We start from the raw sequence: 20,366 nt of genomic DNA, 5'->3' as shown, positions 1-20,366 counted from the left end.
GCCACCCACCCTCATCGATTAGAAGCGAAGAACTAGCCCCGGAAAGGGGTACATCGAGTGCTCGACGTCAACTTCTTCGACGAACTGCGCATCGGTCTGGCCAGCGGTGATGACATCCGCCAGTGGTCACACGGCGAGGTGAAGAAGCCCGAGACCATCAACTACCGCACTCTCCGCCCGGAGAAGGACGGTCTGTTCTGCGAGAAGATCTTCGGTCCCACCCGGGACTGGGAGTGCTACTGCGGGAAGTACAAGCGCGTCCGCTTCAAGGGCATCATCTGTGAGCGCTGCGGCGTCGAGGTCACTCGCGCCAAGGTGCGTCGTGAGCGGATGGGCCACATTGAGCTGGCCGCGCCGGTCACCCACATCTGGTTCTTCAAGGGCGTCCCCTCGCGCCTGGGCTACCTGCTCGACCTGGCGCCCAAGGACCTCGAGAAGATCATCTACTTCGCCGCATACATGATCACCTCGGTCGACGACGAGGCGCGTCACCGCGACCTGCCGACCGTCGAGGCCGAGATCAGCGCGGAGAAGCACAACCTGGAGACCCGGCGCGACGCCGATGTGGAGGCCCGCCAGCAGAAGCTGGAGGCCGACCTCGCCGAGCTCGAGGCCGAGGGTGCCAAGTCCGACGTGCGCCGCAAGGTGCGCGAGGGCGGCGAGCGCGAGATGCGTCAGCTGCGCGACCGCGCCCAGCGGGAGATCGACCGCCTCGACGAGGTGATGGACACCTTCCGCAAGCTCGAGGTCAAGCAGCTCATCGCCGACGAGGGCCTCTACCGCGAGCTGCGCGACCGCTTCGGTGAGTACTTCGAGGGCGGCATGGGCGCCGCGGCGCTGCAGAAGCTGCTCGCCGGCTTCGACCTCGACGCCGAGGCCGTCTCGCTGCGCGAGACCATCCGCAGCGGCAAGGGCCAGCGCAAGCTGCGCGCGCTCAAGCGCCTCAAGGTCGTCGCGGCGTTCCAGCAGACCCAGAACTCGCCCATGGGCATGGTGCTGGACTGCGTCCCGGTCATCCCGCCGGACCTGCGCCCGATGGTGCAGCTCGACGGTGGCCGCTTCGCCACCAGCGACATGAACGACCTCTACCGCCGGGTGATCAACCGGAACAACCGGCTGAAGCGACTGCTGGACCTGGGCGCGCCGGAGATCATCGTCAACAACGAGAAGCGGATGCTCCAGGAGTCCGTGGACGCGCTGTTCGACAACGGTCGTCGTGGCCGTCCGGTGACCGGTCCGGGCAACCGCCCGCTGAAGTCCCTGAGCGACCTGCTCAAGGGCAAGCAGGGGCGGTTCCGCCAGAACCTGCTGGGCAAGCGCGTCGACTACTCCGGCCGTTCGGTCATCGTCGTCGGCCCGCAGCTGAAGCTGCACCAGTGCGGTCTGCCCAAGCAGATGGCGCTGGAGCTGTTCAAGCCGTTCGTCATGAAGCGGCTGGTGGACCTCAACCACGCGCAGAACATCAAGTCCGCCAAGCGGATGGTGGAGCGCGCGCGGCCGGTCGTGTGGGACGTGCTCGAGGAGGTCATCACCGAGCACCCGGTGCTGCTGAACCGTGCGCCCACCCTGCACCGTCTGGGCATCCAGGCCTTCGAGCCCCAGCTGGTCGAGGGCAAGGCCATCCAGATCCACCCGCTGGTCTGCACCGCGTTCAACGCGGACTTCGACGGCGACCAGATGGCGGTGCACCTGCCGCTGTCGGCTGAGGCCCAGGCCGAGGCCCGGATCCTGATGCTGTCCAGCAACAACATCCTGAGCCCGGCCGACGGTCGTCCGATCACCGCGCCGACCCAGGACATGGTGCTGGGCCTCTACCACCTGACGAGCCTCACCGGTTCGGCGGAGCTGGCCGAGGACGAGCGTCCGAAGTCCTACGCCACCACCGCCGAGGCGGTCATGGCCTACGACAAGGGCGTGCTCGGGCTGCAGGAGCGGGTGCTCATCCGTCTCGACGAGGTCTTCGGCGTCGACAGCGGGCCCAACGACCCGTGGGAGGCCCCGGAGGACTGGGAGCCGGGCAAGCCCGCCGTCGTCTCCACCAGCCTGGGCCGCGTGCTGTTCAACGAGGCCCTGCCGGAGGACTACCGGTTCGTCAACTACCAGGTGCCGAAGAAGGCGCTGGGCGCGATCGTCAACGACCTCGCCGAGCGCTACCCCAAGGTGCAGGTGGCGGCGACCCTGGACGCCCTCAAGGCGGCCGGCTTCCGCTGGGCCACCCGTTCGGGCGTGACGATCGCGATCGACGACGTCGTCACCCCGCCGGTGAAGCAGGCGATCCTGGACCGGCACGAGGACGAGGCGCGCAAGATCGAGCGTCAGTACGAGCGCGGCGTCATCACCGACGCCGAGCGTCGTTCCGAGCTCATCGAGATCTGGACCCGCGCGCGGGCCGAGGTCAGCCAGGCGATGGTCGACAACTTCCCCACCACCAACCCGGTGTGGGTCATGGTCAACTCCGGCGCTCGCGGCAACATGATGCAGATCAGCCAGATCGCCGGCATGCGTGGCCTGGTGGCCAACCCGAAGGGCGAGATCATCCCGCGGCCGATCAAGGCCAACTTCCGGGAAGGTCTGTCCGTGCTCGAGTACTTCATCTCCACCCACGGCGCCCGCAAGGGCCTGGCGGACACCGCGCTGCGGACCGCCGACTCCGGGTACCTCACCCGCCGGCTGGTGGACGTCTCGCAGGACGTCATCATCCGCGAGGAGGACTGCGGCACCGAGCGTGGCGTGATCATGCCGATCGGCACCGTCTCCGACGGCGTCGTGACGCGGGACGCCCACGTGGAGACCAGCGTGTACGCCCGTGCGCTGGCCGCCGACGTGGTCGCCGCCGACGGCACGCAGATCGCCCCGGCCGGGGCCGACCTGGGTGACGTGCTCATCGCCCAGCTGGTCGACGCCGGCATCGCCGAGGTCAAGGTCCGCTGCGTGCTCACCTGTGAGTCGCTGCTGGGCACCTGTGCCACCTGCTACGGCCGCTCCCTGGCGACCGGCAAGCTGGTGGATGTCGGCGAGGCGGTCGGCATCATCGCCGCCCAGTCGATCGGTGAGCCCGGTACCCAGCTGACGATGCGCACCTTCCACACCGGTGGTGTCGCGGGTGAGGACATCACCCACGGTCTGCCGCGTGTGGTGGAGCTCTTCGAGGCCCGCGTCCCCAAGGGCAAGGCCCCGATCGCCGAGCTGGCGGGCACCGTCCGGATCGAGGACGGCGAGCAGTTCCGCAAGCTCACGATCACCCCGGACGACGGCTCCGACGAGGTCGTCTACGACAAGCTGTCGCGTCGTTCGCGGCTGCGGGTCGAGGACGGCGGCCACGTCGAGGTCGGCGAGCAGCTGACCGAGGGTGCGGTCGACCCGCACGAGGTGCTGCGGATCATGGGCCCGCGCGAGGTGCAGCTGCACCTGGTCCGCGAGGTCCAGGAGGTCTACCGCAGCCAGGGTGTGTCGATCCACGACAAGCACATCGAGGTGATCATCCGGCAGATGCTGAAGCGGGTGACCATCATCGACTCGGGTGCGACGGAGTTCCTGCCCGGTGCGCTGGTCGAGCGGACGCTGTTCGAGACCGAGAACCGCCGGGTCGTCGCCGAGGGCGGCGAGCCCGCCTCGGCCCGTCCGGTGCTGATGGGGATCACCAAGGCGTCGCTGGCGACGGAGTCGTGGCTGTCGGCCGCCTCCTTCCAGGAGACGACCAAGGTGCTCACCGACGCCGCGATCCAGGGCAAGAGCGACAGCCTGCTCGGGCTCAAGGAGAACGTGATCATCGGCAAGCTGATCCCGGCCGGTACCGGGATCAGCCGCTACCGGAACATCACGGTCGAGCCGACCGAGGAGGCCCGCGCCGCGGTCTACACCATGGCCGGCTACGACGACGGGCAGTACTACAGCCCGGACGTCTTCGGTCAGGGGTCGGGCGAGGCCGTCCGACTCGAGGAGTACGACTGGCGCTGATGCGCTGAGTGAGTGACAAGAGGCCCCGCACGCCATCGGCGTGCGGGGCCTCTTGCGTCCTCGGCGTCACGTGACGGAACCCGCCCGGAGCAAGGGGCCGGACGGCGGACCGGCGCACGGGGGATCCGGCACCTCACCGCCGCAGTGCGGCCCGGGCCGCACCCGTCAGCAGAGCCGGCGCATGGTCTCCACGGTCCGCAGGCGACCCTCGCGGCTGTCGTCCAGGGGCTGCAGGTTGATCGTGGTGACGCCTGCCTGCGCGAAGGCCGCGATCCGCTCGGCCACGTAGGACTCCGGCCCGATCAGCGAGGTCGCGCGGACCAGGTCCTCCGGCACCGCGGCGGCTGCCTCCTCCTTGCGGCCGGCGAGGTAGAGGTCCTGGATCGTCTCGGCCTCCGCCTCGTAGCCGTAGCGGCGGGCCAGGTCGTTGTAGAAGTTCTTCCCCTTGGCACCCATGCCGCCGACGTAGAGGGCGATGCCCGGCCGAACCGCCTGCACCAGGTGGTCGACGTCCTCGCCGATGGCCACCGGGACCCCGACCACCACGTCCAGCTCGCCCAGGGCCGGGTCGCGCTTGGCCTTCCCGGACTCGAGGGAGGCACCCCAGACGTCCGCCGCCCGCTCCGGGTGGAAGAAGATCGGCTCCCACTTCTCCGCGATCTCCGCGGCCAGCTCGACGTTCTTGGGGCCCAGGGCCGCCAGCAGAACGGGGATCCGCTCGCGCACCGGGGTGTTGATCAGCTTCAGCGGCTTGCCCAGCCCGGTGCCCTGCTCGGCCGGCAGGGGCACGGTGTACTTCTTGCCCTCGTGCACGAGGCGCTCCCGCCGCCACACCTGCCGGCAGATCTCCACGACCTCCCGGGTGCGCTGGATCGGGGCGTCGTAGGGGAGGCCGTGCCACCCCTCGATCACCTGCGGCCCCGAGGCGCCCAGGCCCAGGGTGAACCGCCCGTCGGAGACGAAGTCCAGCCCGGCCGCGGTCATCGCGGTCAGCGCGGGGGTGCGGCTGTAGATCGGCAGGATGCCGCTCATCAGCTCCACCCGGTCGGTGACCGCGGCCAGGTAGCCGAGCTGGCTCACCGCGTCGAAGGTGTAGACCTCCGCGCACATCGCGACGTCGAGACCGGCGGACTCCAGGTCGCGGATCTCTGCCGCGGTCTGCTTGAAGTTCCCGGCGTAGCTTGCCTGGATCCCGATGCGCACGCGTCCTCCTCGGCGTTCGCGGCACCCTCGTCGGTGCCGCTCCCGGGGACGGTAACGGCCCGGTGGGTCACTGGGGCCGGACGGTGCCGATCACGTGGGTGACGACGCGGACGCCGTCGACGTCGTGGGGCACCCGGCCACCAGCACCGGCCTCGGTCAGGTCGACCCGGACGACGTACTCGGCGTCCTGCCGGGCCAGCCCCACGCCGGCGACCGCTGGGTCGGCGGCGAAGCGCGACGCCAGCGCGCTCTTGGCGGCGCGGGCGGTGGCACGGTCGGTCATGGCACCCATGGTGCCCCCACGGACGCCGCCTGCCCAGGGGTCCGGCCCTCGTCGCCCCCATGGGGGGGGGCGACCGCGGGCTAGCGGTTGGTGGGCGGCAGAGGGCCCGTCGGCCACTCCACGCCGAGCTCACGCAGCACGGTGGCCAGCGGGTTGGCGAAGGTGACCCCACCCCCGGCGCTGCCACCCACCGTGGAGCCGGCGAAGAGCAGGCCCAGCGGAGCCCGGTCACTGCTCCGCCAGATCACCGAGCCGCTGTCGCCGCCCGCGCTGAAGGCGCCGTCGAGCCCCTCCACCTCCACCTGGTCGTCGAACGTGTACACGCCGTCGTCGTACTGGACGCCCACCCCGTCGACCTCGACGGCGGTGACCCTGCCGCGGGTGTGCCCGGTCGTCCGGCCCACCTTCTCCACCAGCTCGTCCGGGTCCACGGTGTCGGCCGCGGCGACCAGGGACCCCAGGGGACCGCCGGGGTAGGCACCCGGGTCGGCGACCGTGCCGGCGTCCAGCGTGGCGACGGCGGCGTCCACGAGGTTGCCGGGCTCCGGGGAGAACCGGACGAACGAGGTCAGGACGCCGATGCGGTCGGTGGCCCTGCCCCCGTCGGCGACGCCCGGCTGGAGCACCTCGTCGCCTTCGGCCGCCGCGTCGCTGTTGGCCAGCACGTGGTTGTTGGACAGCACCAGCAGCGCGTCGCTCCCCGGGCGCCGGACGAACCCGCCCAGCGTGCCCGCGGTGACGTCCGGGTGGCTGATGGAGAGGCCGGGCCGCAGCGGCCGCGTGCGCCGGCGGAGCTCCTCGGGGGTGGGGGAGGACAGCGGGTGGACCCGGCCGATCACCCGTACGTCGACCTCTTCCCGGGCGCTCTCGTCGAGCCCGGCCAGCACCACGTCCGCATCGGCCTGCGACACCAGCCGGATCGCCAGGTGCACCTGCTCGGGGGCCACCGGGCGCAGGCCCAGGGCGACCCCGCTCCACGGGCGGGCGCCGTCGGCCGCCCGGGCCGTCGCCCCGCTGAGCGGGGCCTCGCTGAGCCGCTGGGACAGCCGGGCCTTCAGTTCTCGTGCGGAGTCGGGGAGCACGGCGTACCTCCGGTGGTCGAGCGGCCCAGGATGGACTGCGGTTCGTGAGCGGTGCGCCACCGACGGTAGGGCGGGGGTCGGACAGAAGCGACGTGGGACGTCGAGCCGGCGCGCGCCGTCCGTCCGTCGTCGGCCCGGCTCCGGTACGTTCCGCTCCGGGCGGGGCGCGCAGCGGTGCCGTCGAGCGCCGCCGGGCCCGCCGTCACCGTCCGGGGGAATGGCCTCCGCCGGTCCGCAGTTGGAGCTGAGGAGACCGGCTGGTCCGGTGCTCGGGACCACATGTCGACCCGGCTTTGACCGGGTCGAGAGGGCCGGGTACTGTGGTCAGCTGTGCCCAGGGTGACTGGGCCTTGCTCCGATACTGGTGCACCTGCGCGTCCATCGACCCCCACGGGTCGGCGGGGCGCCGGGGGTCACGCTCGTCTCAGACGGGGGCCATCTCGCGATGGTGTGGCCGGCGCCGAACACGGGGCGACGAGTCCGGTTCGACCAGCTGGCCGGTTCTCGCGAAGGGCGACACGCCCGAACGCGGGGGTCGGAGGGCGGGTCATGACCAGGCTCGGCACGGCCGGGCGACCGGGCACACCACAGCACCGCACCACATCCACAGCACGACCCAGCGCAGGCAGGAGATCCAGGCCACCCATGCCCACGATCCAGCAGCTGGTCCGCAAGGGCCGCGAGGACAAGGTCGAGAAGACCAAGACCCCGGCGTTGAAGGGTTCCCCTCAGCGCCGCGGCGTGTGCACGCGCGTCTACACGACGACGCCGAAGAAGCCGAACTCGGCGTTGCGCAAGGTCGCTCGCGTCCGCCTCACCAGTGGCATCGAGGTGACCGCCTACATCCCGGGCGTCGGCCACAACCTGCAGGAGCACTCCATGGTGCTCGTGCGCGGCGGTCGCGTGAAGGACCTCCCCGGCGTCCGCTACAAGATCATCCGCGGCTCGCTGGACACCCAGGGCGTCCGCAACCGCAAGCAGGCTCGCAGCCGGTACGGCGCGAAGAAGGAGAAGAGCTGACATGCCTCGCAAGGGACCTGCGCCGAAGCGTCCGCTCGTTGCCGACCCGGTGTACCAGTCGCCGCTGGTGACCCAGCTGGTGAACAAGGTGCTCGTCGACGGCAAGCGCTCCGTCGCCGAGGCGATCGTCTACGGCGCCCTCGAGGGCGTCCGGGCCAAGAACGACACAGACCCGGTCGTCACGCTCAAGCGGGCGCTGGACAACGTCAAGCCGGCCCTCGAGGTCCGCAGCCGCCGCGTCGGTGGCGCCACGTACCAGGTGCCGATCGAGGTCCGCGCCTCCCGCAGCACCACGCTGGGGCTCCGCTGGCTGATCCAGTACAGCCGGGCCCGTCGCGAGAAGACGATGACCGAGCGCCTGATGAACGAGCTCCTGGACGCCAGCAACGGTCTCGGTGCCGCGGTCAAGCGCCGCGAGGACACGCACAAGATGGCCGAGTCGAACAAGGCCTTCGCGCACTACCGCTGGTGACGACGGTCCACCAGCAGCCGCTGCCCGCGGTCGAACCGGGCGACCCCCGGACACCGCGCACGGACGAGAAGGAAGAGGAGTAAGAGAATGGCCCAGAACGAGGCCCAACTCGCCAAGACCCGCAACATCGGGATCATGGCGCACATCGACGCCGGCAAGACGACGACGACCGAGCGGATCCTCTTCTACACCGGTATCAACTACAAGATCGGTGAAGTCCACGACGGCGCGGCCACGATGGACTGGATGGAGCAGGAGCAGGAGCGCGGCATCACCATCACGTCCGCCGCGACCAAGTGCTCCTGGAACGACCACGACATCAACATCATCGACACCCCCGGGCACGTCGACTTCACCGTCGAGGTGGAGCGGTCCCTGCGCGTGCTCGACGGTGCGGTCGCGGTCTACGACGGGGTCGCCGGCGTCGAGCCGCAGACCGAGCAGGTGTGGCGGCAGGCCGAGAAGTACGGCGTCCCGCGCATGTGCTTCGTCAACAAGCTCGACCGCACCGGTGCCGACTTCTTCCGTTGCGTCGACATGATGGTCGAGCGGCTGGCGGCGAACCCGCTGGTCCTGCAGCTGCCGATCGGTGCCGAGGCCGACTTCATCGGTGTCGTGGACCTGGTCCAGATGCGGGCGCTCACCTGGCGCGGCGAGACCAAGATGGGTGAGGACTACGCGGTCGAGGAGATCCCGGCCGAGCTCGCCGACCAGGCCGCCGAGTACCGCGAGAAGCTGCTCGAGAACATCGCGGACTTCGACGACTCGCTCATGGAGGACTACCTCGGTGGCGAGGAGATCGCCGTCGACCGGCTGAAGGCGGCCATCCGCAAGGCCACCATCGCCGGCCAGGTCAACCCGGTCCTCACCGGCACCGCGTTCAAGAACAAGGGCGTGCAGCCCCTGCTCGACGGTGTCGTGGACTACCTGCCCAGCCCGCTGGACATCGAGGCCATCGTCGGCACCGCGCTCGACGGTGAGACCGAGGTGCTGCGCCACGCCGACGAGGACGAGCCGTTCTCGGCGCTGGCCTTCAAGATCCAGACGGACCAGCACCTGGGCAAGCTGACCTACATCCGGGTCTACTCCGGCAAGCTCGACGCGGGCTCTCCGGTGCTGAACAGCACCAAGGACCGCAAGGAGCGGGTCGGCAAGATCTACCAGATGCACGCCAACAAGCGCGAAGAGCGTCAGGGCGTGGGCGCCGGCGAGATCGTGGCCGTCAACGGCATGAAGCAGACGACGACGGGTGACACCCTCTGCGACCCGCAGAGTCCGGTGATCCTCGAGTCGATGACCTTCCCCGCGCCGGTCATCTCGGTGGCCATCGAGCCCAAGACCAAGGGCGACCAGGAGAAGCTGGGCACCGCGATCCAGAAGCTCGCCGAGGAGGACCCGACCTTCCAGGTGAAGCTCGACGAGGAGACCGGCCAGACCGTCATCTCCGGGATGGGCGAGCTGCACCTGGAGATCCTGGTCGACCGCATGCGGCGTGAGTTCCGCGTCGAGGCGAACGTCGGCAAGCCGCAGGTGGCCTACCGCGAGACCATCCGCAAGAAGGTCGAGAAGGTCGACTACACCCACAAGAAGCAGACCGGTGGGTCCGGCCAGTTCGCCAAGGTGCAGGTCACGATCGAGCCCCTCCAGGTCGCGGCCGACGGCCCGACCTACGAGTTCGAGAACGCCGTCACCGGCGGTCGCATCCCGCGGGAGTACATCCCGTCGGTCGACGCGGGCATGCAGGACGCCATGCAGTACGGCATCCTGGCCGGGTACCCGATGGTCGGCGTGAAGGCGACGCTGATCGACGGCCAGTACCACGAGGTCGACTCCTCGGAGATGGCCTTCAAGATCGCCGGCTCGATGGTCTTCAAGGAGGCCGCACGCAAGGCCAGCCCGGCCCTGCTCGAGCCGATGATGGCCGTCGAGGTCGTCACCCCCGAGGACTACATGGGTGACGTGATCGGCGACCTGAACTCCCGCCGCGGGACCATCCAGGCGATGGAGGAGCGCTCCGGCGCCCGCGTCGTCCGGGCCCTGGTGCCGCTGTCGGAGATGTTCGGCTACGTGGGCGACCTGCGCAGCCGCACCCAGGGGCGGGCGAGCTACACCATGGTGTTCGACTCGTACGCCGAGGTCCCGGCCAACGTCGCCAAGGAGATCATCGCCAAGGCGACCGGCGAGTAACCGGACGGCGGGCTCCAGGACCCCACTGGGCGCCCGCCGCCCCCGAGCACGGCCCACCCCAAGCACGCGCACGACTGCGAAGACACGAGGAGAGGAACCCAGTGGCCAAGGCCAAGTTCGAGCGGACCAAGCCGCACGTCAACATCGGCACCATCGGGCACATCGACCACGGCAAGACGACGCTGACCGCGGCGATCACCAAGGTGCTGCACGACAAGTACCCGGAGCTCAACGAGGCGTCCGCCTTCGACCAGATCGACAAGGCGCCCGAAGAGAAGGCCCGCGGCATCACGATCTCGATCGCCCACGTCGAGTACCAGACCGAGAACCGGCACTACGCGCACGTCGACTGCCCCGGGCACGCCGACTACATCAAGAACATGATCACCGGTGCGGCGCAGATGGACGGCGCCATCCTGGTGGTCGCGGCCACCGACGGCCCGATGCCGCAGACCAAGGAGCACGTCCTCCTGGCCCGCCAGGTCGGCGTCCCCTACATCGTGGTTGCGCTCAACAAGGCCGACATGGTCGACGACGAGGAGATCCTCGAGCTCGTCGAGCTGGAGGTCCGCGAGCTGCTGTCCGAGTACGAGTTCCCGGGCGACGACGTCCCCGTGGTCCGCGTCTCGGCGCTGAAGGCCCTCGAGGGCGACGCCGAGTGGGGCGACAAGCTCATGGAGCTCATGAACGCCGTCGACTCGGCGATCCCCGAGCCCGAGCGTGAGATCGACAAGCCGTTCCTCATGCCCGTCGAGGACGTCTTCACCATCACCGGTCGCGGCACCGTCGTCACCGGTCGCGTGGAGCGCGGCATCGTCAAGGTCTCCGAGGAGATCGAGATCGTCGGCATCCGCGAGGGTTCGACGAAGACGACCGTCACGGGCGTCGAGATGTTCCGCAAGCTGCTCGACCAGGGTCAGGCCGGCGACAACGTGGGCCTGCTGCTGCGCGGCATCAAGCGCGAGGACGTCGAGCGCGGCCAGGTGGTCGTGAAGCCGGGTTCGATCACCCCGCACACGAACTTCGAGGGCTCGGTCTACATCCTCTCGAAGGACGAGGGCGGTCGGCACACGCCGTTCTTCAACAACTACCGTCCGCAGTTCTACTTCCGGACCACGGACGTGACCGGCGTCGTCACGCTGCCCTCGGGCACCGAGATGGTCATGCCCGGCGACAACACCGAGATGACGGTGGAGCTGATCCAGCCCATCGCCATGGAGGAGGGCCTGCGGTTCGCCATCCGTGAGGGTGGCCGCACCGTCGGCGCCGGCCGGGTCACCAAGATCCTCAAGTGACACCCTGACGGGCGGCGGTCGCTCAGCGATCGCCGCCCGTCAGCCTGGTCGGCTCAACCGACCACCGGGTCAGCAGACCCACCTGAACTTTCACAACCGATCGGCAGGAGCGAAGACAACCGATGGCGGGACAGAAGATCCGCATCCGGCTGAAGGCCTACGACCACGAGGCGATCGATGCCTCGGCGCGGCGCATCGTCGAGACGGTGACGAAGACCGGAGCGCGCGTCGTCGGCCCCGTGCCGCTGCCGACGGAGAAGAACGTCTACTGCGTCATCCGCTCGCCGCACAAGTACAAGGACTCGCGCGAGCACTTCGAGATGCGCACGCACAAGCGGCTCATCGACATCCTCGACCCGACGCCGAAGACGGTCGACGCGCTCATGCGCATCGACCTGCCGGCCTCGGTCGACGTCAACATCCAGTAAGGGCTGTTTCCAGACATGGCGAGCACATTCCGTGGTCTCCTCGGCGAGAAGCTGGGGATGACCCAGGTCTTCGACGAGAACAACCGCATCGTGCCGGTGACCGTCGTCAAGGCGGGCCCGTGCGTGGTCACCCAGGTCCGCACCCCGGAGAAGGACGGCTACTCCGCCGTCCAGCTCGGGTTCGGCGCGATCGACCCCCGCAAGGTGAACAAGCCCGAGGGCGGGCACTTCGCCAAGGCGGGCGTCACGCCCCGGCGGCACGTGGTCGAGCTGCGCACCGAGGACGCCGGCGACTACACCGTGGGCCAGGAGCTGACCGCTGAGGTCCTCTCCGGCGTCGCCAAGGTCGACGTCATCGGCACCAGCAAGGGCAAGGGCACCGCCGGTGTCATGAAGCGTCACGGCTTCAAGGGCCTCGGCGCCGGACACGGCACCCACCGCAAGCACCGCGCCCCTGGCTCGATCGGTGGTGCCTCCACCCCCGGTCGCGTCTTCAAGGGCGTGCGCATGGCCGGGCGCATGGGCGCGGTCACCACGACCACGCTCTCGCTGAAGGTCCACCAGGTGGACACCGAGAAGGGCCTGGTCCTGATCAAGGGCGCCGTCCCCGGACCGCGCGGCGGGCTCCTGCTCGTCCGGTCCGCGGTCAAGGGCGGCCCCGTGGGGAGTGACGCGAAGTGACCGCACCGACTTCTGCCGGGTCGAACGCGACCCGGACCGACCGTCAGGTCGACGTCCGGACGCCGGCGGGGGAGACCTCCGGCAGCGTGACGCTGCCCGGTGAGCTCTTCGACGCCCCGGCGAACGTCTCGCTGCTGCACCAGGTCGTCGTGGCCCAGCTGGCCGCGGCCCGCCAGGGCACGCACGCCACCAAGACGCGCGCCCAGGTCAGCGGTACCGGCGCCAAGCCGTACCGCCAGAAGGGCACCGGCCGCGCCCGTCAGGGCTCGCTGCGCGCGCCGCAGTTCGCCGGCGGTGGCATCTCGCACGGCCCGCAGCCGCGCAACTACGAGCAGAAGACCCCGAAGAAGATGAAGGCCGCCGCCCTGCGTGGTGCCCTCTCCGACCGGGCCCGTGAGGGTCGGGTGCACGTGGTCACCGCCTTCGTCGACGGCGACGCGCCCTCGACCAAGGCCGCGCTCAAGGTGCTCGACGCGGTCAGCGCCGCCAAGCGGGTCCTGGTCGTGCTCGACCGGGACGACGTCCTCAACTGGGTCAGCCTGCGCAACGTGCCGCGGGTGCACCTGATCGAGGCCGGCCAGCTGAACACCTACGACGTGCTCGTCGCCGACGAGGTCGTCTTCACCGAGACCGCGCTGGCCGAGTACGTCGCCGGCCCCGGTGCCACCGGTCGCGGCCGGGCCAGCTCCGCCGAGCTGCCCGACCTGACCACGCCGGACATCCCGGGCGCCATCCCCTCCATCGAGGGTCACGGCACCACGGACCTCGACGAGGGCGTCGCCCCGGTCGACCCGGCGCCGGTCAAGAAGGCGACGAAGAAGGCCGCCGCCAAGAAGGCAGCGCCCAAGGCCTCCGCCGAGGACGCTGCCCCGGCCACTGCGGCCGAGGCCGCTGCTGCCCCGGCCGAGCAGGCCGAGGCCGCCAACGCCGGTGTCGACGCGACCGCGCCCACCGAGGACGGCACCACGTCGAACCAGAACAGCGATGTCGCCGCGAGCACCGAGGAGAAGGCATGAGCGTCCGCGACCCCCGGGACGTCCTGCTGTCCCCGGTCATCTCGGAGAAGAGCTACGGGCTCCTCGACGAGAACAAGTACACGTTCATCGTGCGTCCCGACGCCAACAAGACCCAGATCAAGATCGCTGTGCAGCAGGTCTTCAACGTGAAGGTCCTCGCCGTCAACACGATCAACCGTCAGGGGAAGAGGAAGCGCTCGAAGGGCGCTGTGATGGGCAAGCGCAAGGACACCAAGCGCGCCATCGTCTCCGTGGCCCCCGGCGACCGCATCGAGCTCTTCGGGGGCCCGGGCGCCTGACGGCCCCGGACTCCCGATCGGACCAGAGGACTCTGAGGAACCATGGCCATCCGTAAGTACAAGCCGACGACGCCGGGCCGCCGCGGCTCGTCCGTCGCCGACTTCGCCGAGGTCACCCGCGACCACCCCGAGAAGTCGCTGGTCCGGCCGCTGCACGGTCGCGGCGGGCGCAACGTCCACGGCCGGGTCACCGCTCGGCACCAGGGCGGCGGGCACAAGCGCGCCTACCGGCTGATCGACTTCCGCCGGGCGGACAAGGACGGCGTGCCGGCGAAGGTCGCGCACATCGAGTACGACCCGAACCGCACCTCGCGCATCGCCCTGCTGCACTTCGCCGACGGCGAGAAGCGCTACATCATCGCCCCGGCGAAGCTGAAGCAGGGCGACCTGGTCGAGTGCGGCCCCGCGGCCGACATCAAGCCGGGCAACAACCTGCCGCTGCGCAACATCCCCGTCGGCACGGTCATCCACGCCATCGAGCTCCGGCCCGGTGGCGGGGCCAAGATCGCCCGCTCGGCCGGCACCAGCGTCCAGCTGGTCGCCCGCGAGGGTCGTTTCGCGCAGCTGCGCATGCCCTCCGGCGAGATCCGCAACGTCGACGTCCGCTGCCGCGCGACGATCGGCGAGGTCGGCAACGCCGAGCAGTCGAACATCAACTGGGGCAAGGCCGGTCGCATGCGGTGGAAGGGCAAGCGCCCCACCGTCCGCGGTGTCGCCATGAACCCGGTCGACCACCCGCACGGTGGTGGTGAGGGCAAGACCTCCGGTGGCCGGCACCCGGTCAACCCGAAGGGCAAGCCGGAGGGCCGGACGCGCAAGCGGAAGGCCAGTGACGCCCTGATCGTGCGCCGCCGGCGCACCAACAAGAAGCGCTGAGCGGGTAGAGGAGTCCGACAGACATGCCACGCAGCCTGAAGAAGGGCCCGTTCGTCGACGACCACCTGCTCGCCAAGGTGGACGCTCAGAACGACAAGGGCACCAAGAACGTCATCCGCACCTGGTCGCGGCGTTCGACGATCATCCCCGACATGCTCGGGCACACGATCGCCGTGCACGACGGCCGCAAGCACGTCCCGGTGTTCGTCACCGAGGCGATGGTCGGGCACAAGCTCGGCGAGTTCGCGCCCACGCGCACCTTCCGTGGGCACGTCAAGGACGACCGCCGGTCGCGGCGCGGCTGAGCGACGACCAGGTAGAGAAGAGAATCTCCAGATGACTTCCCAGTTGGGACAGGAAACGCCGGTCGCCCGGGCCACGGCCCGGTTCGTCAGCGTCACCCCCATGAAGGCACGCCGGGTGGTGGACCTGATCCGCTACCTGCCGACCGACGAGGCACTGGCCCTGCTGCGCTACGCGCCGCAGACCGCCAGCGAGCCGGTGGCCAAGGTCGTCGCCAGCGCCGTCGCCAACGCCGAGCACAACCTGCAGCTCGACCCGGCTGCGCTCGTCGTCAGCGCCGCGTTCGTCGACGAGGGCCCCACGCTCAAGCGGATCCGTCCGCGTGCGCAGGGCCGGGCGTTCCGCATCAACAAGCGGACCAGCCACATCACCGTCGAGGTGAGCGAGGTGAGCTCGAGCGCCGAGCTCGCGCAGCGTTCCCGCAAGGCACGTCGGGACACCGGGCAGTCCGGCCCGGCGACCCAGCAGAAGAGCAACACGAGGGGAGGGACCCGCTAGTGGGTCAGAAGGTCAACCCGCACGGGTTCCGGCTCGGCATCACCACCGACTACAAGTCCCGGTGGTACGCGGACAAGCTGTACGCCGACTACGTCAAGGAAGACGTGGCCATCCGCAAGCTCATGGGCAAGGGCATGGAGCGCGCCGGCATCTCGAAGGTGGAGATCGAGCGCACCCGTGACCGCGTCCGCGTGGACATCCACACCGCCCGGCCGGGCATCGTCATCGGCCGCCGTGGTGCGGAGGCCGACCGCATCCGCGGTGAGCTGGAGAAGCTCACCGGCAAGCAGGTGCAGCTGAACATCCTCGAGGTCAAGAACCCCGAGTCCGATGCCCAGCTCGTCGCCCAGGGTGTCGCCGAGCAGCTCTCCAGCCGCGTCAGCTTCCGTCGGGCCATGCGCAAGGCCATGCAGTCGGCGCAGCGCAGCCCGCAGGTCAAGGGCATCCGCGTGCAGTGCTCCGGGCGCCTGGGCGGCACCGAGATGAGCCGTTCGGAGTTCTACCGCGAGGGTCGTGTGCCGCTGCACACGCTGCGGGCGAACATCGACTACGGCATCTACGAGGCCCGTACGACCTTCGGTCGGATCGGCGTCAAGGTGTGGATCTACAAGGGCGACGCCAGCGGTTCGCGGGCCGAGCGGGAGGCCCTCGAGGCCCTCGCCCAGCGTCAGCAGCGCCGTGAGCGGGCCCAGCGCCCGCAGCGCCGGTCGGGTTCCTCCGGCACGACCGCCGGTGGCACCGAGGCCGGCCGCGCCGCGGCCGAGACCACCACCGGCCCGGCCACCACCGAGCAGCCCACCGACGCGCCGGCCGACGTCGTCGCCGTCACCTCCGGTGAGGCCGTTCCCGCACAGAGCGTCGGCGAGGCCGCCGGCGCCGAGGGCACCGCAGCCGCGCAGGCCGCCGGTGCCGAGAACACGGAGGGCTGAGACGTGCTCATCCCACGTCGCGTCAAGCACCGCAAGCAGCACCACCCGGACCGTTCCGGGCGGGCCAAGGGCGGTACCGCGATCAACTTCGGTGAGTACGCCATCCAGGCTCTCGAGCCGGCGTACGTGACCAACCGGCAGATCGAGTCCGCTCGTATCGCCATGACCCGTCACATCAAGCGTGGCGGCAAGGTGTGGATCTCGATCTACCCGGACCGTCCGCTCACCAAGAAGCCCGCCGAGACCCGCATGGGCTCCGGCAAGGGCTCGCCCGAGTGGTGGGTCGCCAACGTCAAGCCCGGCCGGATCATGTTCGAGCTGTCGGGTGTCGCCGAGCCGGTGGCCCGCGAGGCCATGCGCCGCGCCATCCACAAGCTGCCCATGAAGTGCCGCTTCATCACTCGCGAAGGAGAGGTGTGATGGCCGCCGGTCTCACTGCGCCTGAGCTGCGCGAGCTGTCCGCCGACGAGCTGGCCACCCGGCTGCGCGAGTCGCGCGAAGAGCTGTTCAACCTGCGGTTCCAGGTGGCCACCGGCCAGCTGGACAACAACCGGCGACTGCAGACCGTCCGCCGCGACATCGCCCGGATCTACACGATCATGCGCGAGCGCGAGCTGGGTCTCTCGGTCGCCCCGAACGAGGGTGTGGCATGAGCGAGAGCGAGCAGACGCAGGCTGCCAGCGGCCCGGGCCTCGCCGGGCGCGGCTACCGCAAGGTCCGTGAGGGCCTGGTCGTCAGCGACAAGATGGACAAGACCATCGTCGTCGAGGTCGAGGACCGCGTGAAGCACGGCCTGTACGGCAAGGTCCTGCGCCGGACGAGCAAGCTGAAGGCGCACGACGACGAGAACACCGCCGGCATCGGCGACCGGGTCCAGATCATGGAGACCCGGCCGACCTCGGCCACCAAGCGCTGGCGCCTGGTGACCATCGTCGAGCGGGCCAAGTAAGTCACTCGGCAGCCGGCCTCTCGGGGCCGGTGGGCAGGGAGTACTCTGGACGACTGGCGCGCCCTCCGGGTGCGCGCCGCATCCCGGTACCCGTGCACGGACGCACCGGCGGCACATGCTGCCGGTGCGTCCGCACGTGGGTGCCGGACAGCCGGTTCACCGATCCGGTCCGGCTGTCGCCACTGAGATACAGGAGCAGGAAGTGATCCAGCAGGAGTCGCGGCTCAGGGTCGCCGACAACACCGGGGCCAAGGAGATCTTGTGCATCCGCGTGCTCGGCGGGTCCGGGCGCCGCTACGCGGGCATCGGTGACGTCATCGTCGCCACCGTCAAGGACGCGCTGCCCGGCGCCGGCGTCAAGAAGGGCGACGTGGTCAAGGCCGTCGTCGTCCGCACGGTGAAGGAGCGTCGGCGTCCCGACGGCTCCTACATCCGCTTCGACGAGAACGCCGCGGTCATCATCCGCGACAGCGGCGACCCGCGCGGGACCCGCATCTTCGGCCCGGTCGGCCGCGAGCTGCGTGACAAGCGCTTCATGCGGATCATCTCGCTCGCTCCGGAGGTGTTGTGATCATGGCTCAGCCGTCGAGCGGGAAGACCCCGTCGATGAAGGTCAAGAAGGGCGACTCGGTCGTCGTCCTGTCCGGCAAGGACAAGGGCGCCAAGGGCCGCGTCATCGCCGCGTTCCCGAAGACCCAGAAGGTCCTCGTCGAGGGCATCGGCCGGGTGAAGAAGCACACCCGGATCAGCACCACCCAGCGTGGTGCCCAGTCGGGCGGGATCGTCACGCAGGAGGCGGCCATCCACGTGAGCAACGTGATGGTCATCGACTCCGAGGACAAGCCGACCCGGGTCGGCTACCGCAAGGACGAGGAAGGCCGCAACATCCGGGTTTCGCGGCGCACCGGTAAGGACCTCTGATCACCATGAGCGCACCCACCCGTGAGCTGCCCCGGATGCTGGCCCGGTACCGCGAGGAGATCGCGCCGGCCCTGCAGTCCGAGTTCGGCTACAGCAACGTCATGCAGATCCCCGGTCTGGTCAAGATCGTGGTCAACATGGGCGTCGGCGAGGCCACCCGTGACGCCAAGCTGATGGACGGTGCGGTCCGTGACCTCACCGCCATCACCGGCCAGAAGCCCGCCGTCGTGCGGGCCCGCAAGTCCATCGCGCAGTTCAAGCTGCGCGAGGGCATGCCGATCGGCGCCAAGGTCACCCTCCGCGGCGACCGCATGTGGGAGTTCCTGGACCGGCTCCTGTCGCTGGCCCTGCCCCGCATCCGCGACTTCCGCGGCCTGAACCCCAAGCAGTTCGACGGCCACGGCAACTACACGTTCGGCCTGACCGAGCAGTCGATGTTCCGCGAGATCGACGTCGACAAGATCGACCGTCCGCGTGGCATGGACATCACCCTGGTGACCACCGCCACCACCGACGAGGAGGGCCGCGAGCTGCTCACGCTGCTCGGCTTCCCCTTCGCCGGCCAGACCGTCGTGAACGCGACCCGCTGACGCGGTCTGCGTAGAAGGTAGGAGACCGAGAGATGGCCAAGAAGGCCCTTGTCAACAAGGCGGCCCGCACGCCGAAGTTCGCCGTGCGCGGCTACACCCGCTGCCAGCGCTGCGGTCGTCCGCACGCCGTGTTCCGCAAGTTCGGCCTGTGCCGGATCTGCCTGCGCGAGATGGCGCACGCCGGGGAGCTCCCCGGCGTGAGCAAGTCCAGCTGGTGACGTACCCGCTCCGTCCCGTCGCGACTGAGTCGCGGTGGGACGGAGCGGGGCTGTTCAGCAGTGACACCGACCAACCGGTCACCCAGATGAGCACCACCGATCGCCGACAGGCCCAGCGCCAAGTCTCCGGGACCCAGCGCATGAGGAACCGCGGCGAGAGAGGCACGACGCACCCATGACGATGACCGACCCGATCGCGGACATGCTCACGCGCATCCGCAACGCCAACCAGGCGTACCACGACGCCGCGGCCATGCCGTCGTCGAAGCTGAAGACGAAGGTCGCCGAGATCCTCCAGCAGGAGGGCTACATCGGCGGCTGGACCGTCAACGACGTCGAGGTGGACGGCCACGTCCGCAAGGAGCTCGTGGTCTCCCTCAAGTACGGCCCCAACCGTGAGCGCAGCATCGCCGGCGTCCGCCGCGTGTCCAAGCCCGGCCTGCGGGTCTACGCGAAGTCGACCGCCCTGCCGAAGGTCCTCGGCGGCCTCGGGGTGGCGATCATCTCCACCTCCACTGGGCTGCTGACCGACAAGCAGGCGACCAAGAAGGGCGTGGGTGGGGAAGTCCTCGCCTACGTCTGGTAAGAGGAGCGAGCAGACATGTCACGGATCGGACGACTCCCGATTCCGGTGCCCAGCGGAGTGGACGTCGCCCTGGACGGGCGCACGGTCAACGTGTCGGGACCGAAGGGGAAGCTGAGCCACACGGTGGCCGCTCCCATCACCGTCGAGCGCGGTGAGGACGGGACGCTGCTGGTGCAGCGCCCGAACGACGAGCGCGAGAGCCGGGCCCTGCACGGTCTGTCCCGGACGCTGATCGCCAACATGATCACCGGTGTGACCCAGGGCTACGACAAGACCCTGGAGATCGTCGGTGTCGGTTACCGCGTGCAGGCCCGGGGCTCGGACCTCGAGTTCGCGCTCGGCTTCAGCCACCCGGTGGTGGTGAAGGCCCCCGAGGGGATCTCCTTCACGGTCGAGGCCCCCACCCGCCTGCGGGTGACCGGCATCGACAAGCAGCAGGTGGGCGAGGTCGCCGCCAAGATCCGCAAGATCCGCCGGCCCGACCCGTACAAGGGCAAGGGCGTGCGGTACCAGGGCGAGGTCGTCAAGCGCAAGGTCGGGAAGACGGGCAAGTGATGGCACAGGCAGCGAACA

The 20,366-nt window shown here is 69.7% G+C and carries 25 protein-coding genes; 22 read left to right on the top strand and 3 right to left on the bottom strand.

Annotated elements, in window-relative coordinates; genetic code table 11:
* Window positions 1–57: 57 nt before the first annotated feature.
* A complete protein-coding gene (locus HLA93_RS10225) occupies window positions 58–3,957 on the top strand; it encodes a DNA-directed RNA polymerase subunit beta' (RefSeq protein WP_222194249.1) in 3,900 nt (1,299 codons plus the stop codon).
* A 165-nt stretch (window positions 3,958–4,122) separates the two neighbouring features.
* Here HLA93_RS10225 and HLA93_RS10220 read toward each other — a convergent pair whose 3' ends face one another.
* The 3 genes from HLA93_RS10220 to HLA93_RS10210 all read right to left on the bottom strand — a co-directional run bounded on the left by HLA93_RS10220 (window position 4,123) and on the right by HLA93_RS10210 (window position 6,525).
* On the bottom strand, window positions 4,123–5,160 hold the full coding sequence (locus HLA93_RS10220; protein ID WP_222194248.1) for an LLM class F420-dependent oxidoreductase: 1,038 nt from the start codon (window positions 5,158–5,160) through the stop codon (window positions 4,123–4,125).
* Between the two features lie 67 nt (window positions 5,161–5,227).
* On the bottom strand, window positions 5,228–5,443 hold the full coding sequence (locus HLA93_RS10215; protein ID WP_222194247.1) for a hypothetical protein: 216 nt from the start codon (window positions 5,441–5,443) through the stop codon (window positions 5,228–5,230).
* A gap of 80 nt (window positions 5,444–5,523) precedes the next feature.
* Window positions 5,524–6,525, bottom strand: coding sequence for a S1 family peptidase (locus tag HLA93_RS10210; protein WP_222194246.1), 1,002 nt, complete (start codon window positions 6,523–6,525; stop codon window positions 5,524–5,526).
* A 645-nt stretch (window positions 6,526–7,170) separates the two neighbouring features.
* Here HLA93_RS10210 and rpsL point away from each other — a divergent pair.
* The 21 genes from rpsL (at window position 7,171) to rplF (ending at window position 20,348) form a co-directional block, all read left to right on the top strand.
* Window positions 7,171–7,545, top strand: coding sequence for a 30S ribosomal protein S12 (gene rpsL, locus HLA93_RS10205; RefSeq protein WP_153359811.1), 375 nt, complete (start codon window positions 7,171–7,173; stop codon window positions 7,543–7,545).
* A gap of 1 nt (window position 7,546) precedes the next feature.
* The gene (gene rpsG, locus HLA93_RS10200; RefSeq protein WP_222194245.1) at window positions 7,547–8,017 is read left to right on the top strand and encodes a 30S ribosomal protein S7; all 471 of its coding nucleotides are present in this window, start codon (window positions 7,547–7,549) and stop codon (window positions 8,015–8,017) included.
* 87 nt (window positions 8,018–8,104) lie between these two features.
* Window positions 8,105–10,204 (top strand): elongation factor G, encoded by a 2,100-nt coding sequence (gene fusA, locus HLA93_RS10195; protein ID WP_222194244.1) that lies wholly within the window; start codon window positions 8,105–8,107, stop codon window positions 10,202–10,204.
* Window positions 10,205–10,305: 101 nt separating this feature from the next.
* Window positions 10,306–11,499 (top strand): elongation factor Tu, encoded by a 1,194-nt coding sequence (tuf, locus tag HLA93_RS10190; RefSeq protein WP_222194243.1) that lies wholly within the window; start codon window positions 10,306–10,308, stop codon window positions 11,497–11,499.
* 122 nt (window positions 11,500–11,621) lie between these two features.
* A complete protein-coding gene (rpsJ, locus tag HLA93_RS10185) occupies window positions 11,622–11,927 on the top strand; it encodes a 30S ribosomal protein S10 (RefSeq protein WP_012950483.1) in 306 nt (101 codons plus the stop codon).
* A gap of 15 nt (window positions 11,928–11,942) precedes the next feature.
* Window positions 11,943–12,608, top strand: coding sequence for a 50S ribosomal protein L3 (rplC, locus tag HLA93_RS10180; RefSeq protein WP_222194242.1), 666 nt, complete (start codon window positions 11,943–11,945; stop codon window positions 12,606–12,608).
* Window positions 12,605–13,624: a 50S ribosomal protein L4 gene (gene rplD, locus HLA93_RS20905; protein WP_308128045.1), complete on the top strand. Its 1,020-nt coding sequence runs from the start codon at window positions 12,605–12,607 to the stop codon at window positions 13,622–13,624. The genes rplC and rplD overlap by 4 nt, the downstream gene beginning before the upstream one ends.
* Window positions 13,621–13,923 carry a 50S ribosomal protein L23 gene (gene rplW / locus HLA93_RS10170; protein WP_014742856.1) on the top strand — a complete coding sequence of 101 codons (303 nt, stop codon included), beginning with the start codon at window positions 13,621–13,623 and terminating at the stop codon, window positions 13,921–13,923. Before rplD ends, rplW begins: the two co-directional genes overlap by 4 nt.
* Window positions 13,924–13,965: 42 nt before the next feature.
* Entirely contained in the window at window positions 13,966–14,799 is an 834-nt protein-coding gene (gene rplB, locus HLA93_RS10165; RefSeq protein WP_222194241.1) for a 50S ribosomal protein L2, read from the top strand.
* A 23-nt stretch (window positions 14,800–14,822) separates the two neighbouring features.
* On the top strand, window positions 14,823–15,104 hold the full coding sequence (gene rpsS / locus HLA93_RS10160; protein ID WP_153359827.1) for a 30S ribosomal protein S19: 282 nt from the start codon (window positions 14,823–14,825) through the stop codon (window positions 15,102–15,104).
* A 31-nt stretch (window positions 15,105–15,135) separates the two neighbouring features.
* Window positions 15,136–15,600 carry a 50S ribosomal protein L22 gene (gene rplV, locus HLA93_RS10155; protein ID WP_222194240.1) on the top strand — a complete coding sequence of 155 codons (465 nt, stop codon included), beginning with the start codon at window positions 15,136–15,138 and terminating at the stop codon, window positions 15,598–15,600.
* Window positions 15,600–16,529 carry a 30S ribosomal protein S3 gene (gene rpsC, locus HLA93_RS20900; RefSeq protein ID WP_222194239.1) on the top strand — a complete coding sequence of 310 codons (930 nt, stop codon included), beginning with the start codon at window positions 15,600–15,602 and terminating at the stop codon, window positions 16,527–16,529. The genes rplV and rpsC overlap by 1 nt, the downstream gene beginning before the upstream one ends.
* Before the next feature lie 3 nt (window positions 16,530–16,532).
* Window positions 16,533–16,949 (top strand): 50S ribosomal protein L16, encoded by a 417-nt coding sequence (rplP, locus tag HLA93_RS10145; protein WP_222194238.1) that lies wholly within the window; start codon window positions 16,533–16,535, stop codon window positions 16,947–16,949.
* Complete coding sequence (rpmC, locus tag HLA93_RS10140; protein ID WP_014742850.1) at window positions 16,949–17,182, top strand: 50S ribosomal protein L29; 234 nt, start codon at window positions 16,949–16,951, stop codon at window positions 17,180–17,182. Before rplP ends, rpmC begins: the two co-directional genes overlap by 1 nt.
* Window positions 17,179–17,478: a 30S ribosomal protein S17 gene (gene rpsQ, locus HLA93_RS10135; protein WP_222194237.1), complete on the top strand. Its 300-nt coding sequence runs from the start codon at window positions 17,179–17,181 to the stop codon at window positions 17,476–17,478. Before rpmC ends, rpsQ begins: the two co-directional genes overlap by 4 nt.
* Window positions 17,479–17,680: 202 nt before the next feature.
* A complete protein-coding gene (gene rplN, locus HLA93_RS10130) occupies window positions 17,681–18,049 on the top strand; it encodes a 50S ribosomal protein L14 (protein WP_029433456.1) in 369 nt (122 codons plus the stop codon).
* Between the two features lie 2 nt (window positions 18,050–18,051).
* Window positions 18,052–18,399: a 50S ribosomal protein L24 gene (gene rplX / locus HLA93_RS10125; protein ID WP_246626160.1), complete on the top strand. Its 348-nt coding sequence runs from the start codon at window positions 18,052–18,054 to the stop codon at window positions 18,397–18,399.
* Window positions 18,400–18,404: 5 nt separating this feature from the next.
* A complete protein-coding gene (gene rplE / locus HLA93_RS10120; RefSeq protein ID WP_222194236.1) occupies window positions 18,405–18,989 on the top strand; it encodes a 50S ribosomal protein L5 in 585 nt (194 codons plus the stop codon).
* Window positions 18,990–19,021: 32 nt separating this feature from the next.
* Complete coding sequence (locus HLA93_RS10115) at window positions 19,022–19,207, top strand: type Z 30S ribosomal protein S14 (RefSeq protein ID WP_222194235.1); 186 nt, start codon at window positions 19,022–19,024, stop codon at window positions 19,205–19,207.
* A gap of 175 nt (window positions 19,208–19,382) precedes the next feature.
* On the top strand, window positions 19,383–19,793 hold the full coding sequence (gene rpsH, locus HLA93_RS10110) for a 30S ribosomal protein S8 (RefSeq protein WP_222194234.1): 411 nt from the start codon (window positions 19,383–19,385) through the stop codon (window positions 19,791–19,793).
* Window positions 19,794–19,808: 15 nt separating this feature from the next.
* Entirely contained in the window at window positions 19,809–20,348 is a 540-nt protein-coding gene (gene rplF / locus HLA93_RS10105) for a 50S ribosomal protein L6 (RefSeq protein ID WP_222194233.1), read from the top strand.
* Window positions 20,349–20,366: the final 18 nt, after the last annotated feature.

The organism is Modestobacter italicus (assembly GCF_019799965.1).
In the GTDB taxonomy this organism is placed as follows: domain Bacteria; phylum Actinomycetota; class Actinomycetes; order Mycobacteriales; family Geodermatophilaceae; genus Modestobacter; species Modestobacter italicus_A.
The sequence above is the reverse complement of the archived record's forward strand: the minus strand, read 5'-3'. Positions and strand labels throughout refer to the sequence as shown.